This is a genomic window from Emticicia sp. 21SJ11W-3 (genome assembly GCF_024138715.1).
GTDB lineage: Bacteria > Bacteroidota > Bacteroidia > Cytophagales > Spirosomataceae > Emticicia > Emticicia fluvialis.
Map to the genome: position 1 here is coordinate 1889000 of NZ_CP092074.1, position 25691 is coordinate 1914690.

At 41.4% G+C, this 25691-nt stretch carries 25 protein-coding genes; 15 read left to right on the forward strand and 10 right to left on the reverse strand.

What is annotated here, in order from left to right:
* Positions 1-65 precede the first annotated feature (65 nt).
* The gene (locus MB380_RS07995; RefSeq protein WP_253534393.1) at positions 66-659 is read left to right on the forward strand and encodes a DUF4142 domain-containing protein; all 594 of its coding nucleotides are present in this window, start codon (positions 66-68) and stop codon (positions 657-659) included.
* A gap of 17 nt (positions 660-676) precedes the next feature.
* Complete coding sequence (locus tag MB380_RS08000) at positions 677-871, forward strand: hypothetical protein (RefSeq protein WP_101725050.1); 195 nt, start codon at positions 677-679, stop codon at positions 869-871.
* 54 nt (positions 872-925) lie between these two features.
* On the opposite strand, the gene MB380_RS08005 is transcribed toward MB380_RS08000, so the two are convergent.
* Positions 926-2188 carry an asparagine synthetase B gene (locus tag MB380_RS08005; protein ID WP_253534394.1) on the reverse strand — a complete coding sequence of 421 codons (1263 nt, stop codon included), beginning with the start codon at positions 2186-2188 and terminating at the stop codon, positions 926-928.
* A gap of 196 nt (positions 2189-2384) precedes the next feature.
* On the opposite strand from MB380_RS08005, the gene MB380_RS08010 reads away from it, so the two are divergent.
* Together MB380_RS08010 and MB380_RS08015 are read left to right on the forward strand one after the other, a co-directional pair.
* The gene (locus MB380_RS08010) at positions 2385-2738 is read left to right on the forward strand and encodes a YciI family protein (protein WP_253534395.1); all 354 of its coding nucleotides are present in this window, start codon (positions 2385-2387) and stop codon (positions 2736-2738) included.
* A gap of 2 nt (positions 2739-2740) precedes the next feature.
* The gene (locus MB380_RS08015; protein ID WP_253534396.1) at positions 2741-4000 is read left to right on the forward strand and encodes an RNA polymerase sigma factor; all 1260 of its coding nucleotides are present in this window, start codon (positions 2741-2743) and stop codon (positions 3998-4000) included.
* Between the two features lie 33 nt (positions 4001-4033).
* Here the strand turns inward: MB380_RS08015 and MB380_RS08020 are convergent, their stop codons facing one another.
* Positions 4034-5602: a M20/M25/M40 family metallo-hydrolase gene (locus MB380_RS08020; protein WP_253534397.1), complete on the reverse strand. Its 1569-nt coding sequence runs from the start codon at positions 5600-5602 to the stop codon at positions 4034-4036.
* Between the two features lie 260 nt (positions 5603-5862).
* Between MB380_RS08020 and MB380_RS08025 the strand changes: the two genes are divergently transcribed.
* Both MB380_RS08025 and MB380_RS08030 read left to right on the forward strand, forming a co-directional pair.
* Positions 5863-7104, forward strand: coding sequence for an ABC transporter permease (locus MB380_RS08025; protein WP_101728445.1), 1242 nt, complete (start codon positions 5863-5865; stop codon positions 7102-7104).
* 157 nt (positions 7105-7261) lie between these two features.
* Positions 7262-7624 carry a DUF2304 domain-containing protein gene (locus MB380_RS08030; RefSeq protein WP_253534399.1) on the forward strand — a complete coding sequence of 121 codons (363 nt, stop codon included), beginning with the start codon at positions 7262-7264 and terminating at the stop codon, positions 7622-7624.
* A gap of 64 nt (positions 7625-7688) precedes the next feature.
* Here the strand turns inward: MB380_RS08030 and secG are convergent, their stop codons facing one another.
* From secG to MB380_RS08045, 3 genes are all read right to left on the reverse strand, one after another.
* Complete coding sequence (gene secG, locus MB380_RS08035) at positions 7689-8054, reverse strand: preprotein translocase subunit SecG (RefSeq protein WP_101728447.1); 366 nt, start codon at positions 8052-8054, stop codon at positions 7689-7691.
* Positions 8055-8108: 54 nt separating this feature from the next.
* Positions 8109-8771 carry a hypothetical protein gene (locus MB380_RS08040; protein WP_101728448.1) on the reverse strand — a complete coding sequence of 221 codons (663 nt, stop codon included), beginning with the start codon at positions 8769-8771 and terminating at the stop codon, positions 8109-8111.
* Between the two features lie 195 nt (positions 8772-8966).
* On the reverse strand, positions 8967-9911 hold the full coding sequence (locus MB380_RS08045; protein WP_101728449.1) for a malate dehydrogenase: 945 nt from the start codon (positions 9909-9911) through the stop codon (positions 8967-8969).
* 348 nt (positions 9912-10259) lie between these two features.
* Here MB380_RS08045 and MB380_RS08050 point away from each other — a divergent pair, with 348 nt between their 5' ends.
* The 3 genes from MB380_RS08050 to MB380_RS08060 all read left to right on the forward strand — a co-directional run bounded on the left by MB380_RS08050 (position 10260) and on the right by MB380_RS08060 (position 11800).
* Positions 10260-10691, forward strand: coding sequence for a YkvA family protein (locus MB380_RS08050; protein WP_253534401.1), 432 nt, complete (start codon positions 10260-10262; stop codon positions 10689-10691).
* A 91-nt stretch (positions 10692-10782) separates the two neighbouring features.
* Positions 10783-10959 carry a twin-arginine translocase TatA/TatE family subunit gene (locus MB380_RS08055; RefSeq protein ID WP_101728451.1) on the forward strand — a complete coding sequence of 59 codons (177 nt, stop codon included), beginning with the start codon at positions 10783-10785 and terminating at the stop codon, positions 10957-10959.
* A gap of 550 nt (positions 10960-11509) precedes the next feature.
* Positions 11510-11800, forward strand: coding sequence for a hypothetical protein (locus MB380_RS08060; RefSeq protein ID WP_253534403.1), 291 nt, complete (start codon positions 11510-11512; stop codon positions 11798-11800).
* A gap of 53 nt (positions 11801-11853) precedes the next feature.
* Here MB380_RS08060 and MB380_RS08065 read toward each other — a convergent pair whose 3' ends face one another.
* Positions 11854-12468: a YigZ family protein gene (locus MB380_RS08065; protein ID WP_253534405.1), complete on the reverse strand. Its 615-nt coding sequence runs from the start codon at positions 12466-12468 to the stop codon at positions 11854-11856.
* 169 nt (positions 12469-12637) lie between these two features.
* On the opposite strand from MB380_RS08065, the gene clpB reads away from it, so the two are divergent.
* Complete coding sequence (clpB, locus tag MB380_RS08070; protein ID WP_253534407.1) at positions 12638-15256, forward strand: ATP-dependent chaperone ClpB; 2619 nt, start codon at positions 12638-12640, stop codon at positions 15254-15256.
* Between the two features lie 73 nt (positions 15257-15329).
* Here clpB and MB380_RS08075 read toward each other — a convergent pair whose 3' ends face one another.
* Complete coding sequence (locus tag MB380_RS08075) at positions 15330-16307, reverse strand: bifunctional helix-turn-helix transcriptional regulator/GNAT family N-acetyltransferase (protein ID WP_253534409.1); 978 nt, start codon at positions 16305-16307, stop codon at positions 15330-15332.
* Positions 16308-16392: 85 nt separating this feature from the next.
* Between MB380_RS08075 and MB380_RS08080 the strand changes: the two genes are divergently transcribed.
* Positions 16393-16908, forward strand: a complete 516-nt coding sequence (locus tag MB380_RS08080) for an N-acetyltransferase (RefSeq protein ID WP_253534411.1) — start codon at positions 16393-16395, stop codon at positions 16906-16908.
* Here MB380_RS08080 and MB380_RS08085 read toward each other — a convergent pair.
* Positions 16905-17477 (reverse strand): pentapeptide repeat-containing protein, encoded by a 573-nt coding sequence (locus tag MB380_RS08085; protein ID WP_253534413.1) that lies wholly within the window; start codon positions 17475-17477, stop codon positions 16905-16907. The two genes, MB380_RS08080 and MB380_RS08085, sit on opposite strands and share 4 nt — an antisense overlap.
* An 8-nt stretch (positions 17478-17485) precedes the next feature.
* Positions 17486-18235 (reverse strand): RNA methyltransferase, encoded by a 750-nt coding sequence (locus MB380_RS08090; protein ID WP_253534415.1) that lies wholly within the window; start codon positions 18233-18235, stop codon positions 17486-17488.
* Positions 18236-18248: 13 nt separating this feature from the next.
* Between MB380_RS08090 and MB380_RS08095 the strand changes: the two genes are divergently transcribed.
* On the forward strand, positions 18249-20756 hold the full coding sequence (locus MB380_RS08095) for a BamA/TamA family outer membrane protein (protein WP_253534417.1): 2508 nt from the start codon (positions 18249-18251) through the stop codon (positions 20754-20756).
* Here the strand turns inward: MB380_RS08095 and MB380_RS08100 are convergent, their stop codons facing one another.
* On the reverse strand, positions 20757-22073 hold the full coding sequence (locus tag MB380_RS08100; RefSeq protein ID WP_253534419.1) for a gluconate:H+ symporter: 1317 nt from the start codon (positions 22071-22073) through the stop codon (positions 20757-20759).
* Positions 22074-22298: 225 nt separating this feature from the next.
* On the opposite strand from MB380_RS08100, the gene miaB reads away from it, so the two are divergent.
* From miaB to MB380_RS08115, 3 genes are read left to right on the forward strand one after another with little or no spacing between them, the layout of a single operon-like run.
* Entirely contained in the window at positions 22299-23747 is a 1449-nt protein-coding gene (gene miaB, locus MB380_RS08105; RefSeq protein ID WP_253534421.1) for a tRNA (N6-isopentenyl adenosine(37)-C2)-methylthiotransferase MiaB, read from the forward strand.
* 8 nt (positions 23748-23755) lie between these two features.
* On the forward strand, positions 23756-25069 hold the full coding sequence (locus MB380_RS08110) for a sigma-54-dependent Fis family transcriptional regulator (protein ID WP_101728462.1): 1314 nt from the start codon (positions 23756-23758) through the stop codon (positions 25067-25069).
* Positions 25062-25610 carry an LptE family protein gene (locus MB380_RS08115; RefSeq protein ID WP_253534423.1) on the forward strand — a complete coding sequence of 183 codons (549 nt, stop codon included), beginning with the start codon at positions 25062-25064 and terminating at the stop codon, positions 25608-25610. The genes MB380_RS08110 and MB380_RS08115 overlap by 8 nt, the downstream gene beginning before the upstream one ends.
* Positions 25611-25691: the final 81 nt, after the last annotated feature.

The following is a 25691-nucleotide window of genomic DNA, read 5'->3' on the forward strand; positions in this document are numbered from 1 at the left end:
ATTGCTTCAATTTTTGTGGTATGTGTTTTTTGCAGATAAAGGCATAACTAAATCCTGATTATATCATGAAAAACAAAGGCGTTTTATTAAGTTTGGCCGTTGCCGTAATGTTGGGAATGGCTTCATGTAATTCTGGCAGCACCGACTCCAAAGATTCAACTGAGGCAATAAATAATGAGGCAATAGATGCCACTGCCTCTACTGATTCTATGGCCCGGGCTCAAAAACAAGATGTAGATGATGTAATAGAAATTGCAAGTGCAGGTATGATGGAAGTAGAATTAGCAAAAATTGCTGTAAACAAAGCCACATCGCCGCAAGTGAAAAAATTTGCGCAAATGATGATTGACGACCACACCAAAGCCAATGACGAGCTAAAAAGCCTGGCCGAGAGTAAAAGCATTGTTTTGCCAACGACCCTGATTGACAAACATCAGAAAATGGTAAACGAGGTGTCTGAAGAAACAGGAAAAAAATTCGATAAGAAATATATGGACACCATGGTTGAAGATCATCGGGAAGATGTTGACAAATTTAAAAAGATAGCTGATAATGCCAATGATGCAGAAATTAAGGCTTTTGCAGCCAAGATACTGCCAACTTTAATGCATCATAGAGAAGAAGCAGAAAAACTTGAAAAGATTACCGATAAAATGTAAAGTAAAACTTCAGTAATATGCCCTGGACAAAATCTGATTATCCGCAATCTCTGAAAAACTTTCAGGCACCGGTCAGAAACAAGGCTATTGAAATTGCAAATGCTTTGATTGAAGACGGTAGAGACGAAGGCTCAGCCATTGCCATTGCGACATCAAAAGCAGAGGAGTGGGCAAAAAACAGAGGGAAAAAAGTGAAGAAAAACAACACTTGACTTTTACAAAAGCGAAGAAGGCAGTCTGAATTTGCCTTCTTCGCTTATTTTGTATCAGGTTTTAAGTTTCTTTTTCTTGGCAGCCGGAAACAATAAATTATTTAGAATAAGCCTGTAACCTGCCGATGTTGGATGCAGGTTAAGATCAGTAGGCTCTTCACCTACATAATGTTGGTAATCTTCGGGGTCATGCCCTCCGTAAAATGTCCAGAATCCTTTACCTGCCGTACCATGAATATAACGCGCTTCCCCCAGCGAACGGTTTTCGGCCATAATAATTACATCTGGTTTTATGTATTGTTTCTTAAAGGCCGTGGTTTGGCCCATAAAACCTTTAATAAGATTTACATGATTCTGCGTTAGCATGGTGGGGATGGGGTCCCATTTGGCAGAGAACTGAAACAATGAAAAATAATCGTTGGTTTCGCTTACTCCTCTTTCGTCCTGTTGGCTGTCAATCGTCGAAAACTCCAGTTCATAGGGGTTCAGTACCAGTCTGAAGTTCTGAAAAGCAAAACAATTATCAAAATTCAGTTTTTTATCTGCATTGGCGTCTGCGCCATCGCCGTCATAAGGCGTTTCTACAATGTCTATTCCATCTGCGGCCAGAGCAATATCAAAGGTATCGGTTGCATTACACATGGCAAACATATAACCACCGCCATTTACAAAGTCCCTAATTTTTTTAGAAACGGCCAGTTTCAGCTCTGAGGTTTTCTGAAAATTAAACTTACGGGCTATTGCTTCGGCCTCATGTTTTTGTTCCTGATACCAGGCCTGCCCGCGCATACGTAAAAATTTACCAAACTGCCCTGTAAAATCTTCATGGTGCAAATGTAGCCAGTCGTATTCCGGTAATTTGTTTTCCAGTACCTCTTCATCAAAAACCTTATCGTATGGAATCTCAGCATAAGTAAGCACCAGCGTAACGGCGTCGTCCCAGGGCTGGGTGGTTTTAGGAGAATAAACAGCTATTTTGGGCGCTTTATTTAGTTTTACTGCATCCATATTTGCTTCGGGCGATGCAATTTGTGCTAATATTGATTGTGCCTCTGCGTCTGAAATAACCTCATAACTTACGCCACGTATCACACATTCATTTATAAAATTCTGAGAAGCACTAAACATAAAACTACCGCCCCTGAAATTCAACAGCCATTCAACCTCGGTTTCGTGTTCTTTAAGCAGCCAGAACGTAATACCATAAGCTTTTAAATGGTTCCTCTGGCTTTCGTCCATTGGTATCAATATTTTATTGGCCAATACTTCTGAACACAAAGAAAACGCCAGTACAACTAAAATAAGTAATTTCTTCATAGGTAAAAACCAAATTAATTTCTCATATTTCCTTGCCCAATATACAGTTAACGTAAAAAGCCAAAGTATATTGAAAGGGGCTTCACTCACCATTATAGCAATTTAAAAAAAAATATTCATTGTTTGTCCAATTCTCTCAATCTGATTCGTCAACAGGTTGAAATAAATTTTACAACCATTTAAAACTTAAAAAATCATGGAAAAATTCATGCTTATTTTCCGTAACGAAATTGAAGTTGAACACATGTACCAAAATTTTTCGCCTGAGCAGATGCAGGCAGAACTTGAAAAATGGACTGTCTGGATTGGCGGTATAGCTGCTCAGGGCAAACTGGTAGCTACAGATGCCCTTCAGCCGGTAGGTAAAATTGTAAAAGGCTCGGCCCATTTGGTAACCGATGGCCCTTATACCGAATCTAAGGAGATTGTAAGCGGATTTTTACTTTTAAATGCCGAGTCGATGGAAGAAGCCATTGAGTTATCGAAGGGTTGCCCGATGTATGAGTATGATAGTGTAGTAGAAATAAGACCTATTCAAAACTATCAATAGACTTGTCTGAAGAATCAGGATACGAACAGGTAAACCAATTGGTCAGTCATCTTTTCAGGCACGAGGCTGGAAAGATGACTGCTGTTTTGGCGCGTATGTTCGGTTTCGACCGCATAGAGCTGGCTGAGGATATTGTGCAGGATACGCTTATGAAGGCACTAAGCGAATGGCGCATAAAAATACCTGATAGCCCGGCTGCGTGGTTATACAAAGTAGCAAAAAACCAGGCGCTGGATGTAATAAGAAGAGAAAAACTATTTGCTGAATTAAGCGCCGAACTAGCCTACCTTAAAGAACCGGAAGAAAGACTTGGGCAAATGTTTATGCCCCACGAAATAGAAGACAGCCAGTTGCGGATGCTGTTTGCCTGTTGTCATCCGGCTATTGCGCTGGAGTCTCAGATTACGCTAAGCCTGAAAACACTGGGTGGCTTGCATGCCGCTGAAATAGCCAGAGCGTTTTTAACGTCTGAAGATACCATTAACAAACGACTTTACCGGGCAAAGGAAAAGATAAGAGTAGAGCATGTTAGTCTTGATGTGCCTGTAGCAGAAGAACTAACAACAAGGCTGGATGCAGTGCTTAAGATAATATATCTGATTTTCAGTGAGGGTTATAGTTCGTCGCATCCAAATGAGTTAATCAGAAAAGATTTATGTGAAGAGGCCATCAGGCTGAGCTTGTTATTGACAAAGAACCCGCTCACCAATTTACCCAAAACTAATGCACTGTTGGCGTTGATGTGTTTTCAGACGGCAAGATTTCCGGCCAGGATAGATGTTAACGGCACTATTGTGCTGCTGAAAGACCAGAACCGGAATCTATGGGATAGTTTTATGATATCAAGAGCCTATGAGTTTTTCAGGCAGTCTGCCATTGGAAACGAGATAAGCGAGTATCACCTGGAAGCCGCCATTGCCTCTTATCACGCCTCTGCGCAAAGCTTTGAGAAAACCAACTGGGACGTTATTCTGAGATTATACAATATGCTGGCCGACTTAAAGCCATCGCCGTTTATACAACTGAACAGAGCAATTGTGAAAGGTTATGTAAATGGGCCAGCGGCGGCACTGAAAGATTTGAATGAACTGGAAAGCCTGCGCATGAATTATACTTATCAAACTGCTAAAGGAGATTTGTATGCTGAACTGGCTGATTCCGTAAATGCGATACACTGTTATGAAAAGGCTCTTCAACTGGTGAAATCAGACCCTGAAAAGCGATTAATTGAGAAAAAACTGGCAAAAATAAAGGGTCTCTGATGAAGACCAAAGACCCTTAAAAGATATAAAATATTAATCTAAACCGCCTTTTCTGTTCGGGCTTCGTTTAGCCGGCCAGGCAGAAGGTTCACCTTTTTCGTTCAATGGCAGAACACTTTTTTCGGTTGATGTTCTGGTCGGGTCTTCACTTGCCTGATACGCAAGAATAGCAGCCAGAATAGCGTTGTTACGTACATCATCAAACACTATTTTGTCGTAAGTGTCGCGGTTGGTGTGCCAGGTATAGGTGCCATAAGACCAGTTTAATGAGCTAAGCGAAAAGCCAGGCGCACCAGCAGCTACAAAAGAGGCAAAGTCAGAACCGCCTGCTCCCGGAGCACCCGGAAAACGGGTTTCCAGTCCTTTTTTATACTCGCCAGGTACTTTGGCTAGCCATCTGCCAATATAATCATAAGCATGCAGGTAGCCCTGGCCAGAGATATTAATTACCCGGCCTGTACCGTTATCCTGATTAAACAGCGCCTGCAGATTTGATACAATTTCAGGATGGTCTTCAACAAATGCTCTTGAGCCGTTCAATCCCTGCTCTTCGCTTCCCCAATGGCCAACCAGAATAGTTCTTTTCGGGTTCGGGTAAAACTTCTTCAAGAGGCGCATGGCTTCCATCATTACAATGGTGCCTGTGCCGTTATCGGTTGCACCTGTGCCACCATCCCAAGAGTCAAAGTGGGCAGATAACATGACATACTCGTTAGGTTTTTCTGTGCCTTTAATTTCGGCAATGGTATTGAAGGTCGGCACAACTCCCAGCTCTTTTGAGTCGGCACGGACACTGATTTTAGGTTTAATGCCAGATTCCGTCAAACGATAAAGAAGACCATAATCTTCCAACGAAATATCAACAGTCGGGATAGTTTTTGTATTGGCGCCAAAAATCTTGTTTGCTCCAAAACCTCTTGACCAGTAGCTCATTACAATGCCCGCTGCTCCGGCTTTTTCTAATGCAAGCGGAAGCGCCTTTGCACTTCCGGCAAGACCCGTTTTGCTGATTCGCCTGGCCCAGGCTTCTGTTTGAGCGGTTCGGGCAGCTTTCATTTTTTCAACAGATTCTTTTGTTCCAAATTCTTCCCAGTTATAATCCGGGCGCCCGGTTGGTTGGTTCATGTTTATCAACACAAATTTGCCCTTTACGTTGGGTAGCCATTTTTTGAATTCTACTGAATCGGCCACATCAGGAATGATAATGGTTTCGCCTACTACTGATTGCCCTTTGGTGCTGGGGCTCCAAGCCAGTTGCATACCTTCTAAAGATTTAACCCGTGGATACACCATATCTATATGAGATACACCTCTTTCCCATCCGCGCCATTCGCCCCATTTTTCATTTCGGGCATTAATGCCCCATTGTTTGTATTTTTCAATGGCCCAATCGTGTGCCTGTTTCATTTGAGGTGAGCCTACGAGACGCGGGCCGATACCGTCCATTAATTCGGTTGCTAATTTTTCAAGTTGAGAGTTGTCGTTGGCTTCTTTAATGATACCTGCAACTACGGGGTCTTTTGGGGTATCTTTGGTTTGCGAAAAACCCAGGCCGACAGATAAGGTAAATGCGGCAACAACAAGAAAGGTAGTTTTTTTCATAAACGAGATTTTGTTTGCTGAGGTTAATTGAAAGGTCTAAATTAGACAAATAACAGGTGATGTACCGTAAATTTGATTTAAAAGTAAAAGACCTCAAACTCTTTTGGATAAAAAAGAGACGATTCGTTTAAAAATAATGATAAACGGCTGATTCAGTTATTCCATTGGTTTGCTGGTTTCAAAACTCTTAATGAACTTTGTCATTATAAATTTTGATAGAAATATCTTATACTTCTCTCTGCAAATCAAGCTTTGATTAAATGAATTTACAAGAAAATGTTCGTGAAGGACTCCGGTCTATACAAGGCAATATGCTTCGCACAGTGCTTACAGCGTTAATTATTGCAATTGGTATTACCTCATTAGTGGGTATTCTTACTGCCATAGATGGCATGCAGAGCTCAGTAGACAATAGTTTTGCCGGGCTTGGGGCAAACTCTTTCGATATCATTGGCCCAAGGCCCTGGCGACGCAGAAGCGGCGGGGTAGAGGAGAAGGACGTACCACCAATTGACTACCGGCAGGCCAAATTGTATAAAGAACTTTTTCAGGGTAAAACCTCGGCCACTATCAGTATTTATACAAATGTGGCAGGTGCAGCCCAGTTGAAATATAAATCTATTAAAACAAACCCCAATACCCAGATAAGAGGTATCGACGAAGATTTCTTGACAATAAAAGGTTATAAACTGCAGGCGGGTAGAGATATTAATAAAAATGATATTGATTTTACCAATAACGTTGTGATTCTTGGCAATGAGTTGTCTACTTTATTGTTTCCGAAAGAGAACCCTATTGATAAAGACATAACCCTGATGGGATTAAGATTTAAGGTAATAGGTGTTTTGGAGAAAAAAGGAAGTATAAACGGGGGCGGAGACGACCGCGTAGCACTTGTGCCGCTGGAAACAGGCCGGCAGATTGCCGGAAACAGAACCCTTACTTTTGATATTACAACCTCTGTGCCTAACGTGTCGGATATGGACTACATTATGGGGGAAGCCGAGGCCGTGATGCGACGCGTAAGAAGAGACCCTGTAAGCAAGCCGAAATCTTTTGAGATGGAACGCTCTGATGCACTGGCCAAAGACTTTGAAGAGGTAACCGGGTATTTGCGGGTAGGTGGGTTTGGTATCGGCATTATTACACTTCTTGGTGCATCTATTGCGCTTATGAACATCATGATGGTTTCGGTTACTGAGCGTACCAGGGAGATTGGCATCAGAAAAGCCATTGGTGCCACGCCTTTCAAAATCAGATTACAGTTTTTAATGGAAGCCATTACTATCTGTATTTTAGGTGGGCTTGGCGGTATTGTGCTGGGTATTTCGGTTGGTAATGTAATTGCCAGGGTAATCAGCGATAAGAGCAGCTTTATTGTGCCATGGGGCTGGATGATAATGGGTATTATTGTATGCGTAATTGTAGGTATTATTTCGGGCATTTATCCGGCCTACAAGGCCTCAAAACTAGACCCGATTGAATCATTGAGATACGAATAACGACTATTGTCTGCTACTAGGTCCATATCCGTTTTTAAGACTTTATGTGGGGGTAAACCTTTCGTGTTTCAGTTATAAAAGCAAAATTTTGTTACATTTACTTAGTTGCTGTCAGAGCAGCTAAGTTTTTTTTGTTTATACTCAAACGGCACACCTTATGGCTCGTATTCAGATTATTACTATTGTTATCAATTTTGCATTTCTTCTATCTATTGCCTGGTTGATTTTAAAGGGTAAGCTACGTGAAGAATATGCCATTGTGTGGTTGGTTTGCACGGTTCTATTGGGCGTATTTGCCATTTGGAGAGACGGGCTGGAAGTAATGGCCCGCTTGTTTGGGGTTTATGAAGCGCCTAATCTTGTTTTTACGGGTTTTATATTTCTTATTCTGATTTATCTGTTGCATTTGTCGATAGTCAACTCTAAACTGCAAAAGAACGTAACCAGGTTAGCACAGGAAATAGCGCTTTTAAAACAGGAAAACGAAGAGAAAGCAAACAAAGATCAGAGTAAGGAATAAAGGACGAACATAAAAAAGCCTGACAAGCAAATGCTTATCAGGCTTTTTCAGTACATTAATATGATTATTTCTGCGGTTGAGCAGGTGTTGTATTGGCTGGTGTTGTGTTAGCAGGTGTCTGCGTTGGGGCAGGTGCCGGAGCAGTAGCCGGACGAGACTGGGCTTTCTCAACATTAAGACCGTTGTCTTGTGCATCAGCACCGGTTTTGTCTACAAAAATACCTGAAACAAGGGCTCCTACTATTATAAAAACAAAGAAGCCCCAGGTCAATTGTTCCAAAAGGTCTCCTGTACGTTGTACGCCAAACATTTGTGAACCGGCACCACTAAACTCGCTTGATATGCCACCACCTTTTGGATTTTGAATTAAAATAATTAAAACTAACAGAATGGCAACAATAACCATCAAAACTAAGATTGTAGTGTACATTTTTTCAATTAAAATTAACTATGAACAATGATTTTTATAGGTCAGGCTCCGGTGTCAGAGTCTCTTTTTTTCTAATTCCGTAATTTTTTCTGCAAAGTAAGTATTTTTTCCGGGATTTTTAGCAATAAGTTTTTTATAAACTTCTATGGCTTGTTCAAAACGCCCCTGCCGGGCTAATATTTTGGCGTAGCTTTCTGTCAGAAGCGGGCCCTGAAGGGTCGTACTCACTTCGCTCAGGTCTTCAACTTCTTCGCCGGCTGCCACTGTTCTTATGGGCTGAATACGCGGCTCTTTTTTTATAAATTGCTCAATAATAGCCAGTTGTTCTTCCTGTATGTTTCTTAAGGCAGGCTTGGCGATTGATTCTATCAGCTCTTCTTCCAGTTTTTCACGATTCAGCTCTTCTTCTATTGAATCCTGTGAGAATCTGGCCTCTGCCGGGCTTTCATTGAAACGCATGGAGGAAGTAATGTTCCAGTCCATATCGTTTTCAATTACTTTTCTGAGCGCGTTTCTGCTTAATGCATAAATGGCAGCCTTACGGATGGCGTCATGCGCAATTTCAGGGGCTTTCAGGTAGATACCCTTGGCAATCATGGTATACCCCAACTGAAAATAAGGATACTTTTTGGTGGCATTTTCCAGAAACATGGTATCGTTAAGGCTCAGTGATTGCGGGTTATTAAGTAGGTCTATAAAGTTATTTTTATCAAGCATAGGAATGCACCGTTAGTTATAAACAATCAGGTAGTAAAATTGAACCGGTGTAATCCGGTTTGTTAATCAAATATAAACATAAAACAGCAATTGTTTTTTATTGTGTTTTATAATTCGACCATAGAAAAGAAAATCTCGCAGCGCTATAACTGCGAGATTTCTGAATGTATGCGAAAGCCTTACAACTTTAAGCCATTAGATGCTTAGCGTGCTTAGTACATTATTCATGTTTCTAACGGCATCAGCCGATTTGGCAAATGCAGCTTGTTCTTCTTTGTTCAGGCGGTAGTTGATTATTTTCTCCCAACCATTTCTGCCTAAAACTACTGGTACACCCAGACAGATGTCTTTCTGGCCATACTCACCATTTAATGAAACTGAGGCTGGCACTACGCGTTTTTCGTCACGGATGATGGCCTCAACCATTGAGCAGGCAGCTATACCCGGAGCGTACCAGGCTGAGGTGCCAAGCAGGCCTGTCAGGGTAGCTCCACCCACCATTGTATCGGCTGCAACTTTGGCCAATGCTTCTTTAGACAAAGAGCGGCTTACAGGAATACCATTCCAGGTAGCCAGACGTGTCAACGGAATCATGGTAGTATCACCGTGGCCACCAATTACATTAGCGTGCAGGTCGCCCTGAGAAACACCCATTGCCTGCGACAGGTAATAACGGAAACGAGATGAGTCTAACGCACCGCCCATACCAATTACGCGTTTTTTATTTACCCCTAAAGACTGAGCCACCTGCAAAGCAAGGTAGGTCATGGTATCCATCGGGTTTGAAACAATCAATAAAATTGCTTTTGGCGAGTAAGTAAGAATCTGCGTTACTACGCCTTTCACAATACCGGCATTAATGCCTATCAGTTCTTCGCGGGTCATACCCGGTTTACGTGGTAAGCCGGAGGTAATCACCACCACGTCAGACTTGGCAGTTTTGGCGTAGTCATTAGTTGAGCCTATGATTTTAGTGTCAAATCCTTCCAGAGAAGCGGTTTGCATTAAATCCATAGCTTTTCCTTCGGCTACTCCTTGTTTAATATCTAACAATACTACTTCATCGACAATCTGCTTACGAGCGATGTTATCGGCTGTGGTTGCACCAACAGCGCCTGCTCCAACTACGGTTACTTTCATTTCGGTAATTATACCCCTAAAATGCTCTGTAAAAAAAGCTTGTTTGTTAGAAACATGTCATGCCCAGGGGTGAAATTTAGCAACATGAAGTTTCATAAAATATGTAAAAAAATGAATGTAAATGGTAACCCGTAAAACCCCGATTGAGTGTAAATACATATATTTTGGGGTTATCTGCCCTGCAAGTACAATCAATAAAAGGTAAACAGGAAATTTTGCTCAAATTTATTGGACAAAACTAATATAATACAACGTTTTTAAGTGTTTTTTTTGTATTTTTTCTCAACGCCTTACCTTTTTTGGTATTTATTGCGTTTATTAACCATATAATAGCTATTTAAAACCTGCATGGCATCAGAGACCAACCAATTGATTTCGAAAGTACTGGAATCGGTATTTTATAAAACTGCACTGAGAAGAGCACCAAGACTTGCAAAAAATGCGCACAGTCTGCTTAAACTATTAAGGAATGCGCTTGTCAAAGTACAAAGCCTGGGTGTTGGCACTACCGTTGATATATTGCGCGATAAGGTTGTGTTGCTGGGTGGATTGATAAAGTCGTACGCCACAGGAGAATACAGGAACATCGAGATTCAGAATCTCTTGAAAGTGATAGCGGGGTTTATCTATTTTGTTTCGCCAATAGATATTCTGCCCGATTTTCTGCCTTTTGTCGGGTTAACCGACGACGTTGCTTTGCTGATGTTTATTATCAAAAGCATCAGCGATGAAATCGAGAAATTTGAGCAGTGGAAAAAGAAAGTGCCACAATCTGTGTAATGCATTTTAAGTGCAATTTAATTTTTTAATTGTTCAAATTTCGTTTATATTTGTATTAAATTATTGTAGAAAACTTTAAACTTATTACATCATGTTTGGTCTTGGAACAACTGAGATGGTTTTGATTTTAGTCGTTGTCCTATTCTTCTTCGGAGCGAAAAAACTTCCTGAGTTGGCTCGTGGTTTAGGAAAAGGTATCCGTGAATTCAAAGATGCTTCTCGCGAAGTAAAAGAAAATATCGAAAAGGCTGCAACAGAAGAAAAATAATATTTTTTCCTTCTTTCAGCCCTAAACTATAAAACAATAGCATTCATGTTTATCATGTTATGTTATTGTTTTTTTTGTTTTTAGGATAACCCTCATCCTGATTTTCAAACGCTACATTTTTAGCTCCAGCCTTTTACATTCCTCTTTAGGCTCATTCAGCATTTTCTCTTTCGGTTTATTTTACTGCTTTACAACTTAATCAGTTTTTATTGAGTTTATTATTGCTTGTTTAATTTAGTTGTAAGCCAATAGAACTGAGTTTCTTTAAATAATATTGATAAAGTTATATTTCCTGCGCCGCTGATTTGTGATTCGATTTAACCTTGTTTTTTAGTTTTTTGAATTTTTTGTCTGAAATTTATCTGTTTCGAAACCTAGATTTGCTGATTTGTGAAAATAATTATTGTATTATTCTAATATTAAAAGATACATAATTTAGTCTGTTGTCAGAATTATATTTTGTGATTATCAAGAAATGCAAAATTTATTTAAAAATACTTGACACAGACTTAATAATTATTTTACATTTGTGTACTTAAACAACAAAATCATGAGAAATAACATAGACAAAGAAACTTACACCTGGACAATCAAAGTATTTACTCTTCTTGGAATCCTACTTTTATTGGTAAATGTCTTCCTGTTTTTCTCGCAGAATCCGGCGCATGCTATGGCGTTTAAGTTTTCAAGCGCGGTTATGTTTTTGTTGCTGGCGGTTGTGGTATGGTTAAGGCTGGAGTACCTGAAAGTTTTTAAAGTAGCAGTTTACAAAGCGCGTCGCGTACCTATGTGGGCATCTATTTTTGTATTTGTTGCAGTTGCATTCTCAAGGATCTTCTAACAAACTATAAATCAAATAAGTAAAATTAAGCAAGGCCCTGTGCCTTGCTTTTTTTATACCGTGTTTTTGTAAACAGTGGTTACACTTTCAATCTTCTCTATTTTATTAAGAACCTGATTCAGCAGGGCCTTTCTCACTTCAACAGTAAGTGTGCAACGGTTATCATAAACCTGATTACTGATTTTAAGCGAAAACTCTTTCACTACCTTCATTACATCGTTCATATACTCGAAGTCAAAACTTACTTCGTAAATATCATTCACGTTTTTTTCAATGGTTTCGGCATTGTCCAGGGCTTCTGCCGTGGCCGACTTATAGGCATTTATCAGACCTGGTACACCCAGCAAAGTGCCACCAAAATACCGCACCACCACTACCAGTAAATTGGTAAGGTCTTTAGAAAGCAAAACATTCAGAATGGGTCTTCCGGCCGAGCCGGAAGGTTCGCCATCATCATTAACTCTGAACTGATTGCGGTCGGTACCAATTCGGTAAGCATAGCAATGATGATTAGCCTTTGGGTGAAGGCTACGGAGTGTGTCCAGATGTTTCTTTATTTCCTGCTCGCTCGTGATAGGATACGCAAAAGCCAGAAATTTACTTCCGCGGTCTTTATAAAGCCCCTCGGTTGGTTTAGCAATGGTGGTGTAGGTGTCTTCGAAAAGCATACTGTCAGAATGAGACCTCAAAAATGCTAAAAATCTTAAACATAAATATAAAAGCGGTCGTTTTGTCTTTGTTTGAATTGGGTTATTGGTTGTTTTCTGTCAATTTTTCCGGAAATGCAGGGTCTGCATATTTTTTGTGAATTAAGAATTATACAAAATTTGAAAACAAATGAATTTCAATCAATATACCATAAAGGCACAGGAGGTTATCCAGAAAGCGGTGCAGATAGCCCAGGGAAATATGCAGCAGGCTGTAGAAACCGGGCACTTGTTGAAAGCCATTTTAGAAGAAGATGCCGACACTTCATCTTTTATGCTCAACAAACTGAACGTAAATCAGCAATTGCTTGTCAGTCGTTTAGAGGCCATAGTAAACGGTTATCCGAAAGTAAGTGGGGCACAGGCTTATCTGGGTAATGAGCTTTCTGCCGCATTGGCTAAGTCTCAAAACTATCTGAAAGAATTTAACGACCAGTTTGTGAGCGTAGAATTGCTTTATCTGGGCCTGTTGTCGGGTAAAGACCCGGTTGCTGCCCTGATGAAAGAAGCAGGCTTTAAAGAAAAAGAACTAAAATCCACCATACAGGAATTGAGAGGAAAAAATAATCCAGTGAAAGACCAGAACGCAGAAAACTCTTATCAAGCCCTTGCTCGTTACAGCAAAAATCTGAATGATTTGGCTAGACAAGGCAAAATTGACCCCGTAATTGGCCGTGACGATGAAATCAGGCGTGTGCTTCAGATTTTATCTCGCCGTACCAAAAATAATCCTATACTTTTAGGTGAGCCCGGAGTTGGTAAAACCGCCATTGTTGAAGGCCTGGCGCAAAGAATAGTGTCTGGCGACGTGCCGGAAAACCTGAAATCAAAAACCATAGTATCGCTTGATATGGGTTTACTAATAGCCGGTGCCAAATATAAAGGCGAGTTTGAAGAACGCCTGAAAGCAGTGATTAAAGAGGTAACGGATTCGGAAGGAGAGATGGTGCTTTTCATTGATGAGATTCACACGCTGATTGGTGCAGGCGCCGGTGGCGAAAGCGCAATGGATGCCGCCAATTTATTGAAACCTGCCTTGTCTCGTGGCGAATTACACACCATTGGTGCAACCACACTGGCCGAGTACCAGAAATATATAGAAAAAGATAAAGCCCTAGAGCGTCGTTTTCAGTCGGTAATGGTTGATGAACCCAATGTGCCTGATGCCATTTCTATTCTAAGGGGTATTAAAGAAAAATATGAATTGCACCACGGCGTGCGCATTCAGGATGATGCCGTTATTGCCGCAGTAGAGTTATCTGACAGATATATATCAGACCGGTTTCTGCCCGACAAGGCCATTGACTTGATGGACGAGGCGGCTTCTAAATTGCGCCTTGAAATGGACTCGATGCCGGAAGAACTGGATGAGCTGAACAGAAAGATTATGCAGCTTGAAATTGAAAGAGAGGCCATCAGGAGAGAGAGCAATAAGGATAAAGAAAGTATTCTGAATAAAGAAATAGCCGATTTGAGCGAAAGACGTAACGAACTAAAAGCCAAATGGGAGAACGAGAAAGGGTCTATTAATGAATTACGTTCATTAAAAGAACAGATTGAGCAGCTGAAACTGGAAGCTGAGCAGGCCGAACGTGCAGGTGATTATGGTAGGGTAGCGGAGATTCGTTATGGTAAACTGGTAGAAGCAAACAACAGACTTAACCAGATTCAGAAAGAGGCCAACAACGGGCAGGCTACTTTATTGAACGAAGAAGTATCAGCAGAAAACATTGCAGAAGTAGTAGCTAAGTGGACGGGCATACCGGTGGCTAAAATGTTGCAGAGCGAACGTGACAAGTTACTGCATCTGGAAACAGAGTTGCATAACAGGGTTGCCGGGCAGGACGAAGCCATAAAAGTGGTGGCCGATGCCGTGCGTCGTTCTCGTGCCGGTTTGCAAGACCCAAAACGGCCTATAGGCAGCTTCTTGTTCTTAGGGCCAACGGGTGTAGGTAAAACAGAATTGGCAAAAGCGCTTGCGCAGTATCTTTTCAATGACGATAACGCACTGGTAAGAATAGATATGAGTGAGTATCAGGAACGCCATGCGGTAAGCAGGCTGGTAGGGGCTCCTCCCGGATACGTAGGATACGATGAAGGCGGGCAGTTAACCGAGGCAATACGTAGAAAGCCTTACAGTGTGGTACTTCTTGACGAGATTGAAAAGGCGCACCCCGATGTTTGGAATATTCTGCTGCAGGTATTGGACGAAGGCCGCCTGACAGACAACAAAGGCCGTGTGGCTAACTTCAAGAATACGATTATCATCATGACATCGAACATGGGTAGTAACATTATTCAGGAAAAGTTTGCCGAAAACGAAGGCTGGAATTATCATCTGATTCTGGAAGAGGCCAAAAATGCTGTGCTTGACCAACTGAAGGCCTATGTGAGACCTGAGTTTCTGAACCGAATTGATGAAATTGTTTTGTTTGAGCCATTAAGTAAACTGAATCTGCAAAAAATTATTGGTATTCAGTTTAAACAGATTCAGAGCCGAGTGGCTGAGCAAGGAATAACATTGGAAGCCACCGATGAAGTATTGGCCAAACTAGGCGAAGAAGGGTATGACCCAAGCTTTGGCGCCAGACCTTTGAAACGTGTATTGCAGCGCAAGATTCTGAACGAATTATCTAAAGGTATTCTATCAGGGAAGGTCCACAAAGATTCTGTAATTATGATGGAATTGGGGGATGATGGCGAAATAGTGTTTGAAAACGTTGGAAACAGTGAATTTGAGATTGAATAATAGCTAAATGATTAAGAGCAATTGCCGCCGATTTTTTCAGCGGCAATTTTTTTGCTTTCCTGGCTGGTAAGCCCTATAATTTTAGTCGGTATATCTTTAATTCTATTCCCTTCGGGAGTATGTAATTTTCCGGCACGGCATCATTGCTAATCAGCTCAAAGCCATTGCGCTCATAAAAGCGATGGGCGGCGTGTGTAACCAGTGGGGTATCCAACAAAATTTCTTTAAAGTGTTGCTTAAGGGCTTCAAGTACCAAAATTTCAAAAAGTCTTTGCGCAAGCCCCAGTGCTTTGCCTCGGTATTCCTGCTTAATAAACATCTTTCTTAAAACCGCTTGTTCGTTGTTAAGCCTTTCCAGTCCTATTGTTCCAACCACATCATCTTTGCTGTTTGTTGCCACCCAGAGCAAATTTCCCCTGTCGTTATAGAACGCTTTCAGATTATGTAAATCCGGTTGGCGCTGTGCTGTTAAGCCCAGGTTAAATTCGCCGTTCTGGATACCCAGTACCATATCTTCAACCTGTGTCTGGTATTTTTCATCAAACAATTGAATGTCAATCTTCGACTGTCTCATTTCTTCAAAAGTTTCATAATACTGGCGTTTAAAGTCATTCTTGTCCAGAAAATCTTCTATCTCCTGCATAGCCATAAGAATGTTATGTTGAGAGGCGCGAATGATTTTTTCATTGTTTTCCTTAAAGCTTACCCACATTTCTTCCAGTTGAGGCAAATTCTGGTAGGCTTTCTCTGTGAGTTTCAAGTGCCTTTTGCGGCCGTCTGTTCCTGATTTTACTGATGTTATCCAGCCCGCCTTTTCCATCTCCCGGGCTATCTGTATAACACCAGGGTGCGTAATATTTAATATTTCGGCAATTTCCATAATGCCCTTTTCTCCTTCTTTACTTAAAACGTAGAAAATTGGAAACCACTTCGACTCAAAATCAACACCTGAACTTTTATAGATTTCTGAAACCGATTTCATCATGCGGTCGCTTAATCTTTTTAACCGGCTTCCTAGTGCCAACGCACCCCAATCAGATATTAAATCCATTTTATGTAAGTAGTTACGTAATTAGTTACGCAAATATTTGGATAATAATTTTTCTTTGCAAATTTTTACAAAAAAATAGATACACATGCAGATAGTAAATGCCGGAATAAACGATTTGGAAACCTTAATGAATTTTTATGATAATGCCATTGCACATCAGAAAGCCGTTAGTAATCTGGTTTGGAAAGGCTTTGACAAGCAAGTAGTGGTAAAGGAAATTGAAGATGGTAGACAATGGAAAATAATGATTGATGGCCAGATAGCCTGTGTGTTTATGACCGCCTTTAATGACCCCGACATCTGGGATGAAAAAGACAAAGATGCAGCCATTTACATCCATCGTATTTGTACCAGTCCGGATTTCAGAGGTAAAGGATTCGTTAAAATTATTACTGACTGGGCAATTAATACTGCAAAAAATAAAAACTTAGACTTTGTAAGACTTGATACCTGGCAAGACAACGCCCGCCTGCATCAGTTGTACCTGCATGCTGGCTTTCATTATGCAGGCATGAAACTGATAGACGCCTCAGGTAATCTGCCAAAACACTATTGGGGTGTTACACTGGGTTTATTCGAAATCAGCATAAATGAACTTTAACTGATAACAATACCATACTTATCTAACAACCCGCCTAATCCTTGCAGTGAAAATCTAGCCTTTTTCAATTTGTTGCGTTCAGGGTCTATGGAGTAATTATAGGCAGACCGAAAGTCAGCTTTTTCCAGGTTAGTATTACTGAAAACGGCACGGGTTAAATCGCAATTATCAAAAATAGCCGTGCTTAAATCAGCATCAGAGAAGTCAACCTCGTGTAGTGTAGTATCTTTAAAAGTGGTTTTCTTAAGATTTAAACCCAGAAACGTTGAAAGATTAAGCTGGCAATTCTGAAATCCTACTTCAAAAAGAAAAGGATTACACTGGTCAAAGTGCACGCCTAAAAGTTTGCAGTCTAAGAATTTAACGTTTTTTAGCGATGTCCCCCTTGTGTGAGCCATACTCAGGTTACAATCTTTAAAAACGCAATCAGAGAAGATACAGGTTGAGAGGTGCAATTCAGCAAAATTGCAGTTACTGAAAGTACAGTCTTCATATTCGCCTTTTGGTAAAGGGTTGACTCTAAAATCAATTTTTTCGAAGGTTTTGCCTTCAAAGTAGCTGATACTCATAAAATCAGTTATTGGGTTCGCATTAAATTATCTAAAACAATGGCGGTGGCAATGCCTACATTTAAAGACTCCGCATGGCCAAACCGCGGTATAGTAACCTTGTTAGTTACAAATTGCTCAACACCCGCGCCAATACCGTTTGATTCGTTACCCAAAACAATATAGCCTGACGCAGGAAATGCAAATTGATGCAGGTTAGCACTGTTCAGAAAAGTGCCGATAACGGCAGCTTTATTATTATGCTGGTTTTCTTTAAAATATTCTGTTAGGTTTGTATAAAAGGCTTTAATACGGGTAAAAGAACCCATTGAAGCGGCAATTACTTTTGGGTTGTACAAATCAACGGTGGTTTCAGAGCATATCAATTTTTTTATACCATACCAGTCGGCAATGCGGATAATGGTACCCAGATTACCGGGGTCACGGATATCATCCAGAACCAGAACAAATTCATTCTCAGCAGCACGTAATGATTCATTGGGTTTCATTTGTGCCACTGCAACGGCGGCATCATTACTTTGCAGGGTACTTATTTTCTCCAGTTCGGTCTGTGAAATTTGCTCAACCGATATTTTTTTTAGTTTTTTTTCGTTTTCATCAAAAAACTTAGTTGTGCATAGCAGCAACTCAATTTCAAAATCAGAGTTTACCAACTCTAAAACACTTTTAGCGCCTTCTACTAAAAAAGACTGGTGTTCTTGCCGATATTTTTTGATTTGTAAGGATTGAACGTATTTTTGTTGCTGCTTTGAAAACATACCCTTAATATTTATGCGTTTTAATTATTTTTCGTCAGGACATACACCAGATAAAAAAAAGCCAGGGATTGTCTTGTCTGATAAAATAAAATTTCTGCCTTTACTTTTTCTGATTTTTACTGCTTGTTCAAGAAAGGTTCAGTTAGCGCCAGACGAATACCGTTTGCATAGTCTGACCATCAAAGGTAATAAACAAATTCCAACTGAGGAATTAGAGTATCTCATTCCTCCGGCACAAAAGCCGAACCGACGCCCATTCAATTTACCGGTTACTCCTTATGTGGGCCTGTATAACTTTGGTAAAAATTTTTATAGCCAACAGAAAATCAAGGCACGACGCGACCGCTGGGACAGCAAACTGAAAGCTTTGCCAAGCCCGGTTAATTTTGATGCTGAGATTGAGAAAAAAAGAAAGCGATACCAAAAAAAAGTAGCGGTTTATCAGGACAGGCTGGATACCGGTGAAAACTGGTGGATGAAAAACGTCGGCGAACCCCCGGCAAAAATTACCGAGGCGGCTATTAAACATACCTCAGATAACATACAGAAATATATTTATAACAAAGGTTTTTTTGACAACACCGTTGTATATGACATTGACTCGGCTGCCAGCAAAAGGGGTATAAAACTAACCTACCACGTAGAGGAAAAGAATGCCTACTACATTGACACCGTTAATTATGCCATTGAAGACCCACGTATTGATAGTATTCTGCGCCTTAATACGAACGCCAGATTAATAAAAAGTGGCCAAAGGTTAGATATGAACAACATAACCCTTGAAAAAGCCAGAATAGAGCTGACTCTGAAAGACGAAGGTTATTACAACTTTGTAGCCAAAAACTCAATTGCTGCCGAAATTGACACCACAGACTACATCAAACGTAATTACAGGGTTAATGTTAAAATGCTGGTTAGTAACCCGCCTTTCAGAAGCCGGCATGAGCAGTTCAGAATTGAATCAGTTTATTTTGTTTCAGCAGACCCGTCGGGCGAAGCCATCAGCAAAGGCGATACCACCCGCGTAAGCTACAACAACATTGATTATTCATTTATAGGGAAGCGCTTTCCGTCCAGGCTGCTCGATAAAAAGATTCTGATACGGCAGGGCCAGCTTTTCAGGATTTCAAAGGTAAACGAAACAAACAGGCAATTATATGGGCTTGACCAGTTTGCTTTTGCCAATATCAGGTTTACTCAATTGCCCGATAACAAGCTAAGAACAGAAATAATTGCGCCAACTAACCCAAAGTACACGGCATCCTATAATTTTGATGTAAACAATATAAACGGAATTTTAGGTGGCGGGGCCAATGTGTCTTTAAGAGCCAGAAATTTACTAAGTGCGCTTGAAACCACAGAGCTGGGCCTGCGTGCTAACCTTGAAGGCCAGCCGGGGCTTGATACCACCGTGCAGCGCAGCCGTGAGCTAGGCGCCAACCTTGCATTTAATTTCCCGAAAATTATTTTTCTGAACAAAGTTGCCAATTTACTAAGCCTTAAAAGCCCACGCACGCAGGTGGCATTGAGCTATAATAACTCTTCGCAGCAGTTATATCGTCGGCAGGTATTCAGGTTAACAGGTAACTACTCATGGCTGAAATCAAAATATGAAACCATTCAGATATCTCCATTTGATATCAACCTTATCAACACGCCCTATAAAAGCAGAGCATTTGACTCTATCCTTACCTCAGAGGCCTTGCGGGGCAACAACCTGAAAGTATTGTTTGACCCCCAGTTTGTGTCCAGCATCAGCGGTAGTTATATCTACAACAATCAGGTACAAGGCAAAAATATCAGAGCTAAATTTCTGAGAATTTTTGTTGAATCCGGTGGTACGGCCATCAACTTTTTCCCGGATAAAAATAAAATCAGATTCATAGACCGGTTGTTTCCTATTGATACCAACCAGCGGGCATATTTCAGATTTGTGAAAATTAACATAGATTTCAGACGGTATATCCCCATTAACTCCCGTGATTCATGGGCTTACCGGTTTAATGTAGGAGTAGCCCATCCGTATGGCGATAATCAGGCTTTGCCTTTCGAAAAGAACTTCTTTATCGGTGGTCCCAACAGTATCAGAGCCTGGCGACCCAGAGCTTTAGGGCCGGGGTCGGCACAGGGTGTAACTGTGGGTAACCGTTTCTTTCAGCAGCCGGGTGATATTCTGATGGAAGGCAGTTTAGAGTACCGTAAATTTATGTTCAGGTTTATTGGCAACTGGAACGCCGGTTTCTTTATTGATGCCGGAAACGTCTGGAAGTGGTACCAGATTAACTCTAAATTCAATGAAGCTAATTTTAACTGGGGGCGTTTCTATAAAGAATTCGCTGTTGGCACCGGTGCGGGTATCCGACTGGACCTTGACTATTTCATTGCAAGATTTGACTGGGGTGTAAAAGTAATTGACCCGTCAAGAAAAGAAGGCGACAGGTTTGTACTCGACAAAACACGCCTGGGCCGTAGCAATGAGTATTATCCGGTATTTCACTTTGCTATTGGTTATCCGTTTTAATCAGCCAATAAAAGCATTTAAAGCCATTACACCGGCCAGCCCTGATACCGAAACCAATGTTTCCATAACCGACCATGTTTTAAGGGTATCTGCCATTGACAGTTGAAAATACTCTCTGAAAAGCCAGAATCCGGCATCATTCACATGCGAGAACATCATACTACCTGCGCCAATACTTAACACCATTAAATGGGGTTCAGTGTGGGTGGCGGCAAGCAATGGCGTCACAAAGCCAGCAGTAGTGATGCCCGAAACAGTTGATGAACCAACGGCCACCCTGATAATAGCCGCCATGCCCCAGGCAAGCACCAGCGGGTGCATTGAAGATGCCTGCATCATACCGGCTATTGACTGGCTGACACCGCCTTCTGTCAAAACCTGCTTTAGGGCACCTGCCCCACCAAAAATAAGAAACAGCATGGCCACTTCTTTTACCGAATCACCCAGCAGAACCGTTACTTCTGCCATTTTCTTATGCTGTTTTATGCCCAGAAAGTATGCCGCAAACAGAACAGAAATAAACATACTTACAATAGGGTCGCCAACAAATGTGATGGCATGAGCGCTAAAAGAATTTTCCGGAAAATAAGGAATTAGCAGGGTTGAAATACCGATTAACAATATTGGTAACAAAACTGAAGCAAAACTGATAAAGGTGGATGGCATCACTTTTTCATCCAGATCAGGGGCAATAAATGCTTTATTGGGCAGGGTAATGTACTTTTTTACTGTTGCGCCAAATAGCGCTCCAGAAATCAGAATGGCAGGTATGGCTACAATAATACCATAGAAAAGCGTGAGGCCCATGTCAACATTAAACTGTTTTACCAAAGCCAATGGGGCAGGGTGGGGCGGCAGATAACCCTGCGTAACAGAAAGCGAAGCAAGCATGGGTAAAGCAATATAAACCGCAGGTAGCTTGTAACGATATGACACCGTAATAACCAGCGGCGCCAGCAACATGAAGCCTACCGAATAAAAAAGCGGCAGGCCTACTATAAAGCCTGTTATCATAAACGCCCAGCGTACATATCCTGTACCGATGATGTTCATCATTTTTACTGATATTCTTTGGGCTGCGCCGCTTTGTGCTACCAGCTTGCCCAGCATAGCACCTAGTGCAATAATAGATACGATTGAGCCCAAGGTGCTGCCCATGCCATGTTGTATTGCCTGTAAAATTTGCGAAGGTGCCATTTGCAGGGCCAGGCCTACGCCTAACGAAACAACCAGAAAAGAAAGAAAAGTATGCAGTTTAAAGTAGGATATGAGCAGAATAAGCACCACAAGCCCAATAACGGTAATGAGCAACGGCATAAAACAATAGTTTTAAGGTTGAAAGTGAAGCAAAATACAAAGGATTATTTAAAATTGATAGGGTTTAAACCTGTATCAGGCCTTTTAACATAAATTATTTCTTTTATTGCTGACAATCTGTCAGTATTATCTTAATTTTGTGTCTGAATTGAGCGGCATTGCTGATATGCAGTAGAACTTTATTTTTATCAGCAGGGTTGTTTTTTATAAATCAAGGTAGCAATCATGGAATTAGTAACAGGCAGATTAGAGATTCTGAAAGAAGAAGATAAGAAAGATTTGGATATAGCCCGCATCAGCGTAGATGAAAATGGCGAAAACAAGCGCAAGCTGTATATAGAAAGCTACGGATGCCAGATGAATTTTGCAGACAGCGAAATTGTGGCGTCTATCTTAAGAGAAAACGGATTTGCCACTACTTCTAAAATTGAAGAGGCAGAACTGATTCTGCTGAACACCTGCGCTATCAGAGAAAACGCCGAACAAAAGGTGCGTAATCGTTTGCAGCACCTGGTGCCTATGAAAAAAAAGCAGAGCAATGTAAAAATTGGTGTGCTGGGTTGTATGGCTGAACGATTGAAAACCAAGTTTCTGGAAGAAGAAAAAATTGTGGATATGGTGGTAGGCCCTGATGCCTACCGGGATCTGCCGAATCTGATAAATGAAGTTGAAGACGGCCACAAGGCTGTTAATGTGTTTCTTTCAAGAGAAGAAACCTATGCTGATATTACCCCTATCAGGCTTGATTCAAATGGCGTTACTGCCTTTATCAGCATTATGCGTGGCTGCGACAACATGTGTAGCTTTTGTGTAGTGCCATTTACCCGTGGCCGTGAGCGCAGCCGTGACCCGTTCTCTATTGTGAAAGAAGCCAGAGAATTGTTTGAACAGGGTTACAGGGAAGTAACGCTACTGGGCCAGAATGTTGACTCTTACAAATGGAAAGGAACAGACGAAAATCAGACTGAAAACACTACCACCTTTGCTAACCTGTTGGAAATGGTAGCGCTGATACATCCTGATTTGCGCGTGCGTTTCTCAACATCGCACCCTAAAGACATCACAGATGAGGTACTATACACCATGAAAAACTATGGCAACATCTGTAAGTACATTCACCTGCCTGCACAAAGCGGTAGCAGCCGGATTCTTGAGCTGATGAACCGTACTTACGACCGTGAGTGGTACATGGGCAAAATTGACAGAATTCGTGAAATACTGGGTGTTGAGTGTGGTATCTCTCAGGATATGATAACCGGTTTTTGCACTGAAACCGAAGAAGACCATCAGGAAACACTCTCTTTGATGGACTACGTGAAATATGACTACGGCTATATGTTTGCCTACTCTGAAAGACCCAACACACCAGCGGCCAAAAAACTGGTTGACGATATCCCGGCCGAGGTTAAGAACCGTCGTCTGACAGAAGTGATAAACAAACAGCAGCAACATTCGCTTGAACGTAACCAGATGGCCATCGGTAAAGTGCACCGCGTGTTGGTAGAAGGCTTCTCGAAACGTTCGGCTGAGCATTTATGCGGTAGAAATGACCAGAACAAGATGATTGTTTTCCCGAAAGAAAACTTTAAAAAAGGTGACTACGTAAATGTGCTGGTAACTGAATGCACCGCAGCTACCTTGATAGGAAAGGCAGTGGAAGAAGTTTTAGCTTAGAATTACAAATGACCAACAACTCAGAAATACAATCAGTTAAAAATCGGTTTGGTATTATTGGCAATGCCCCTGCCTTGAACTATGCCCTGAGCATAGCTATACAGGTAGCTCCTACTGATTTGACTGTACTAATAACCGGAGAGAGCGGAAGCGGGAAAGAATCTTTCTCTAAAATTATTCATGCGCTCAGTACCCGTAAACACGGGCCATTCATTGCCATAAACTGCGGCGCTATTCCTGAAGGAACAATAGACTCTGAATTGTTCGGACATGTCAAGGGTTCATTTACAGGCGCTATTGACGACCGCAAAGGTTATTTTGAAACCACCAATTCGGGTACTATATTTCTGGATGAAATTGCCGAGCTGCCAATTGGCACGCAGGCGCGCCTGCTTCGTGTATTGGAGAACGGCGAGTTTATACCGGTGGGGTCGTCTAAAGTCAAGAAAACAGATGTGCGCGTAGTGGCTGCCACCAATGTTAATCTGATTGATGCGGTAGAGAGAGGCAAGTTCAGAGAAGATTTGTATTACCGTTTAAATACGGTACCCATTTATGTGCCGCCGCTGAGAGAACGAGGCTACGACATAGACTTGCTTTTCAGGAAATTCTCTGCCGATTTTGCAGATAAAAACCATATCCAGCCCATTGAGCTCACCGAAAGTGCCACGCAGTTACTCATGAATTTTCGTTTTCCCGGTAATATACGTCAGCTTAAAAACATCGCCGAACAGATTACCATTCTTGAAACAGAAAGACTGGTATCGGCTGAGATTCTGGCCAAATATCTTCCGCGCGAACAGGCGAGTGGTTTACCTGCGCTTCTGCGAGGCATGAATGGCGGCAACGATTCTGGTATTTCTGAAAGAGACCTGCTTTATAAAGTTCTTTTTGATATGCGGAAAGACATGACCGACCTCAAGAAACTGGTTTTGTCGTTAATGCAGGGCGGGCAGGTTAACCCTGAAATGATGAAGCAGCACAGCGAACTGTTTAATGGTATACATTCAGACGAAAACGTATCGCTGGTGCCGCAGACATTATACAGCCCCATGCCTGCTGCTCCGTATCAGCCATATCAGCCGGTTGATAAAGACGGGTTTATCAAAATTGATGAAATACAGGACGACAGAAATAATATAGAAGACATATCTCACGAAACCCAGGAAGATTCGTTCTCTTTAGAAAAACAAGAAAAAGAAATGATTATTAAGGCTTTGAAGAAAAACGGCTTTAAACGCAAATATGCCGCTTCAGACCTTGGTATTTCTGAACGAACACTTTACCGGAAAATAAAGCAATATGATATTGAAGATGAATAGGCCTTTTGAGATAAAAAACAGGAAGATTACGGTTTTTAGAAAGCTGATTATGATGCTTTGTATGGTGGGCCTTGCTTTGCTGGCAGGCTCTTGCAAAATTTATTCGTTCAGCAGTGCCAAACTGTCTGAAGACCTGAAAACCATTACCATTCAGAATTTTGTTATGAATACCGCAGGTGGCCCTGCTAACCTTACGCTTACCTTTACTGAAAAGCTAAAGGAATACTACCAGCGTAACTCTAATCTGAAACTGAAGCCGGTTGACGGCGATCTTTACCTGGAAGGCTCTATTGTAGGTTATGAATTAACGCCGGTAGGTGCAACCGCCAGCGACAAGGCAGCCCAGAACCGCCTGACGATAAGGGTAGAGGTTAGGTTTGTCAATACCAAAAATGAAGATGAAAGTTTTGAAAAGGAATTTTCTTTCTATCAGGACTTCTCGCAAGAGCAAACCCTCACCCAGGTAGAGTCGGCTTTGGTGCCAAAAATACTTGACCAGCTGGTACTGAATATCTTCAATGACACCGCCGCACAATGGTAGGGTTCACTGTAATTACTGTTTTTCAGAAACCAGGATTAAAATAGATTTAATAAGATAATTTCGCTTTTCAGTTGTACTTTT

Coding starts and splice junctions, on each gene's coding strand:
- MB380_RS07995 (WP_253534393.1), top strand. CDS start 66: ATGAAAAACAAAGGCGTTTTATTAAGTTTGGCCGTTGCCGTAATGTTG.
- MB380_RS08000 (WP_101725050.1), top strand. CDS start 677: ATGCCCTGGACAAAATCTGATTATCCGCAATCTCTGAAAAACTTTCAG.
- MB380_RS08005 (WP_253534394.1), bottom strand. CDS start 2,188: ATGAAGAAATTACTTATTTTAGTTGTACTGGCGTTTTCTTTGTGTTCA.
- MB380_RS08010 (WP_253534395.1), top strand. CDS start 2,385: ATGGAAAAATTCATGCTTATTTTCCGTAACGAAATTGAAGTTGAACAC.
- MB380_RS08020 (WP_253534397.1), bottom strand. CDS start 5,602: ATGAAAAAAACTACCTTTCTTGTTGTTGCCGCATTTACCTTATCTGTC.
- MB380_RS08025 (WP_101728445.1), top strand. CDS start 5,863: ATGAATTTACAAGAAAATGTTCGTGAAGGACTCCGGTCTATACAAGGC.
- MB380_RS08030 (WP_253534399.1), top strand. CDS start 7,262: ATGGCTCGTATTCAGATTATTACTATTGTTATCAATTTTGCATTTCTT.
- secG (WP_101728447.1), bottom strand. CDS start 8,054: ATGTACACTACAATCTTAGTTTTGATGGTTATTGTTGCCATTCTGTTA.
- MB380_RS08040 (WP_101728448.1), bottom strand. CDS start 8,771: ATGCTTGATAAAAATAACTTTATAGACCTACTTAATAACCCGCAATCA.
- MB380_RS08045 (WP_101728449.1), bottom strand. CDS start 9,911: ATGAAAGTAACCGTAGTTGGAGCAGGCGCTGTTGGTGCAACCACAGCC.
- MB380_RS08050 (WP_253534401.1), top strand. CDS start 10,260: ATGGCATCAGAGACCAACCAATTGATTTCGAAAGTACTGGAATCGGTA.
- MB380_RS08055 (WP_101728451.1), top strand. CDS start 10,783: ATGTTTGGTCTTGGAACAACTGAGATGGTTTTGATTTTAGTCGTTGTC.
- MB380_RS08060 (WP_253534403.1), top strand. CDS start 11,510: ATGAGAAATAACATAGACAAAGAAACTTACACCTGGACAATCAAAGTA.
- MB380_RS08065 (WP_253534405.1), bottom strand. CDS start 12,468: ATGCTTTTCGAAGACACCTACACCACCATTGCTAAACCAACCGAGGGG.
- clpB (WP_253534407.1), top strand. CDS start 12,638: ATGAATTTCAATCAATATACCATAAAGGCACAGGAGGTTATCCAGAAA.
- MB380_RS08075 (WP_253534409.1), bottom strand. CDS start 16,307: ATGGATTTAATATCTGATTGGGGTGCGTTGGCACTAGGAAGCCGGTTA.
- MB380_RS08080 (WP_253534411.1), top strand. CDS start 16,393: ATGCAGATAGTAAATGCCGGAATAAACGATTTGGAAACCTTAATGAAT.
- MB380_RS08085 (WP_253534413.1), bottom strand. CDS start 17,477: ATGAGTATCAGCTACTTTGAAGGCAAAACCTTCGAAAAAATTGATTTT.
- MB380_RS08090 (WP_253534415.1), bottom strand. CDS start 18,235: ATGTTTTCAAAGCAGCAACAAAAATACGTTCAATCCTTACAAATCAAA.
- MB380_RS08095 (WP_253534417.1), top strand. CDS start 18,249: ATGCGTTTTAATTATTTTTCGTCAGGACATACACCAGATAAAAAAAAG.
- MB380_RS08100 (WP_253534419.1), bottom strand. CDS start 22,073: ATGCCGTTGCTCATTACCGTTATTGGGCTTGTGGTGCTTATTCTGCTC.
- miaB (WP_253534421.1), top strand. CDS start 22,299: ATGGAATTAGTAACAGGCAGATTAGAGATTCTGAAAGAAGAAGATAAG.
- MB380_RS08110 (WP_101728462.1), top strand. CDS start 23,756: ATGACCAACAACTCAGAAATACAATCAGTTAAAAATCGGTTTGGTATT.
- MB380_RS08115 (WP_253534423.1), top strand. CDS start 25,062: ATGAATAGGCCTTTTGAGATAAAAAACAGGAAGATTACGGTTTTTAGA.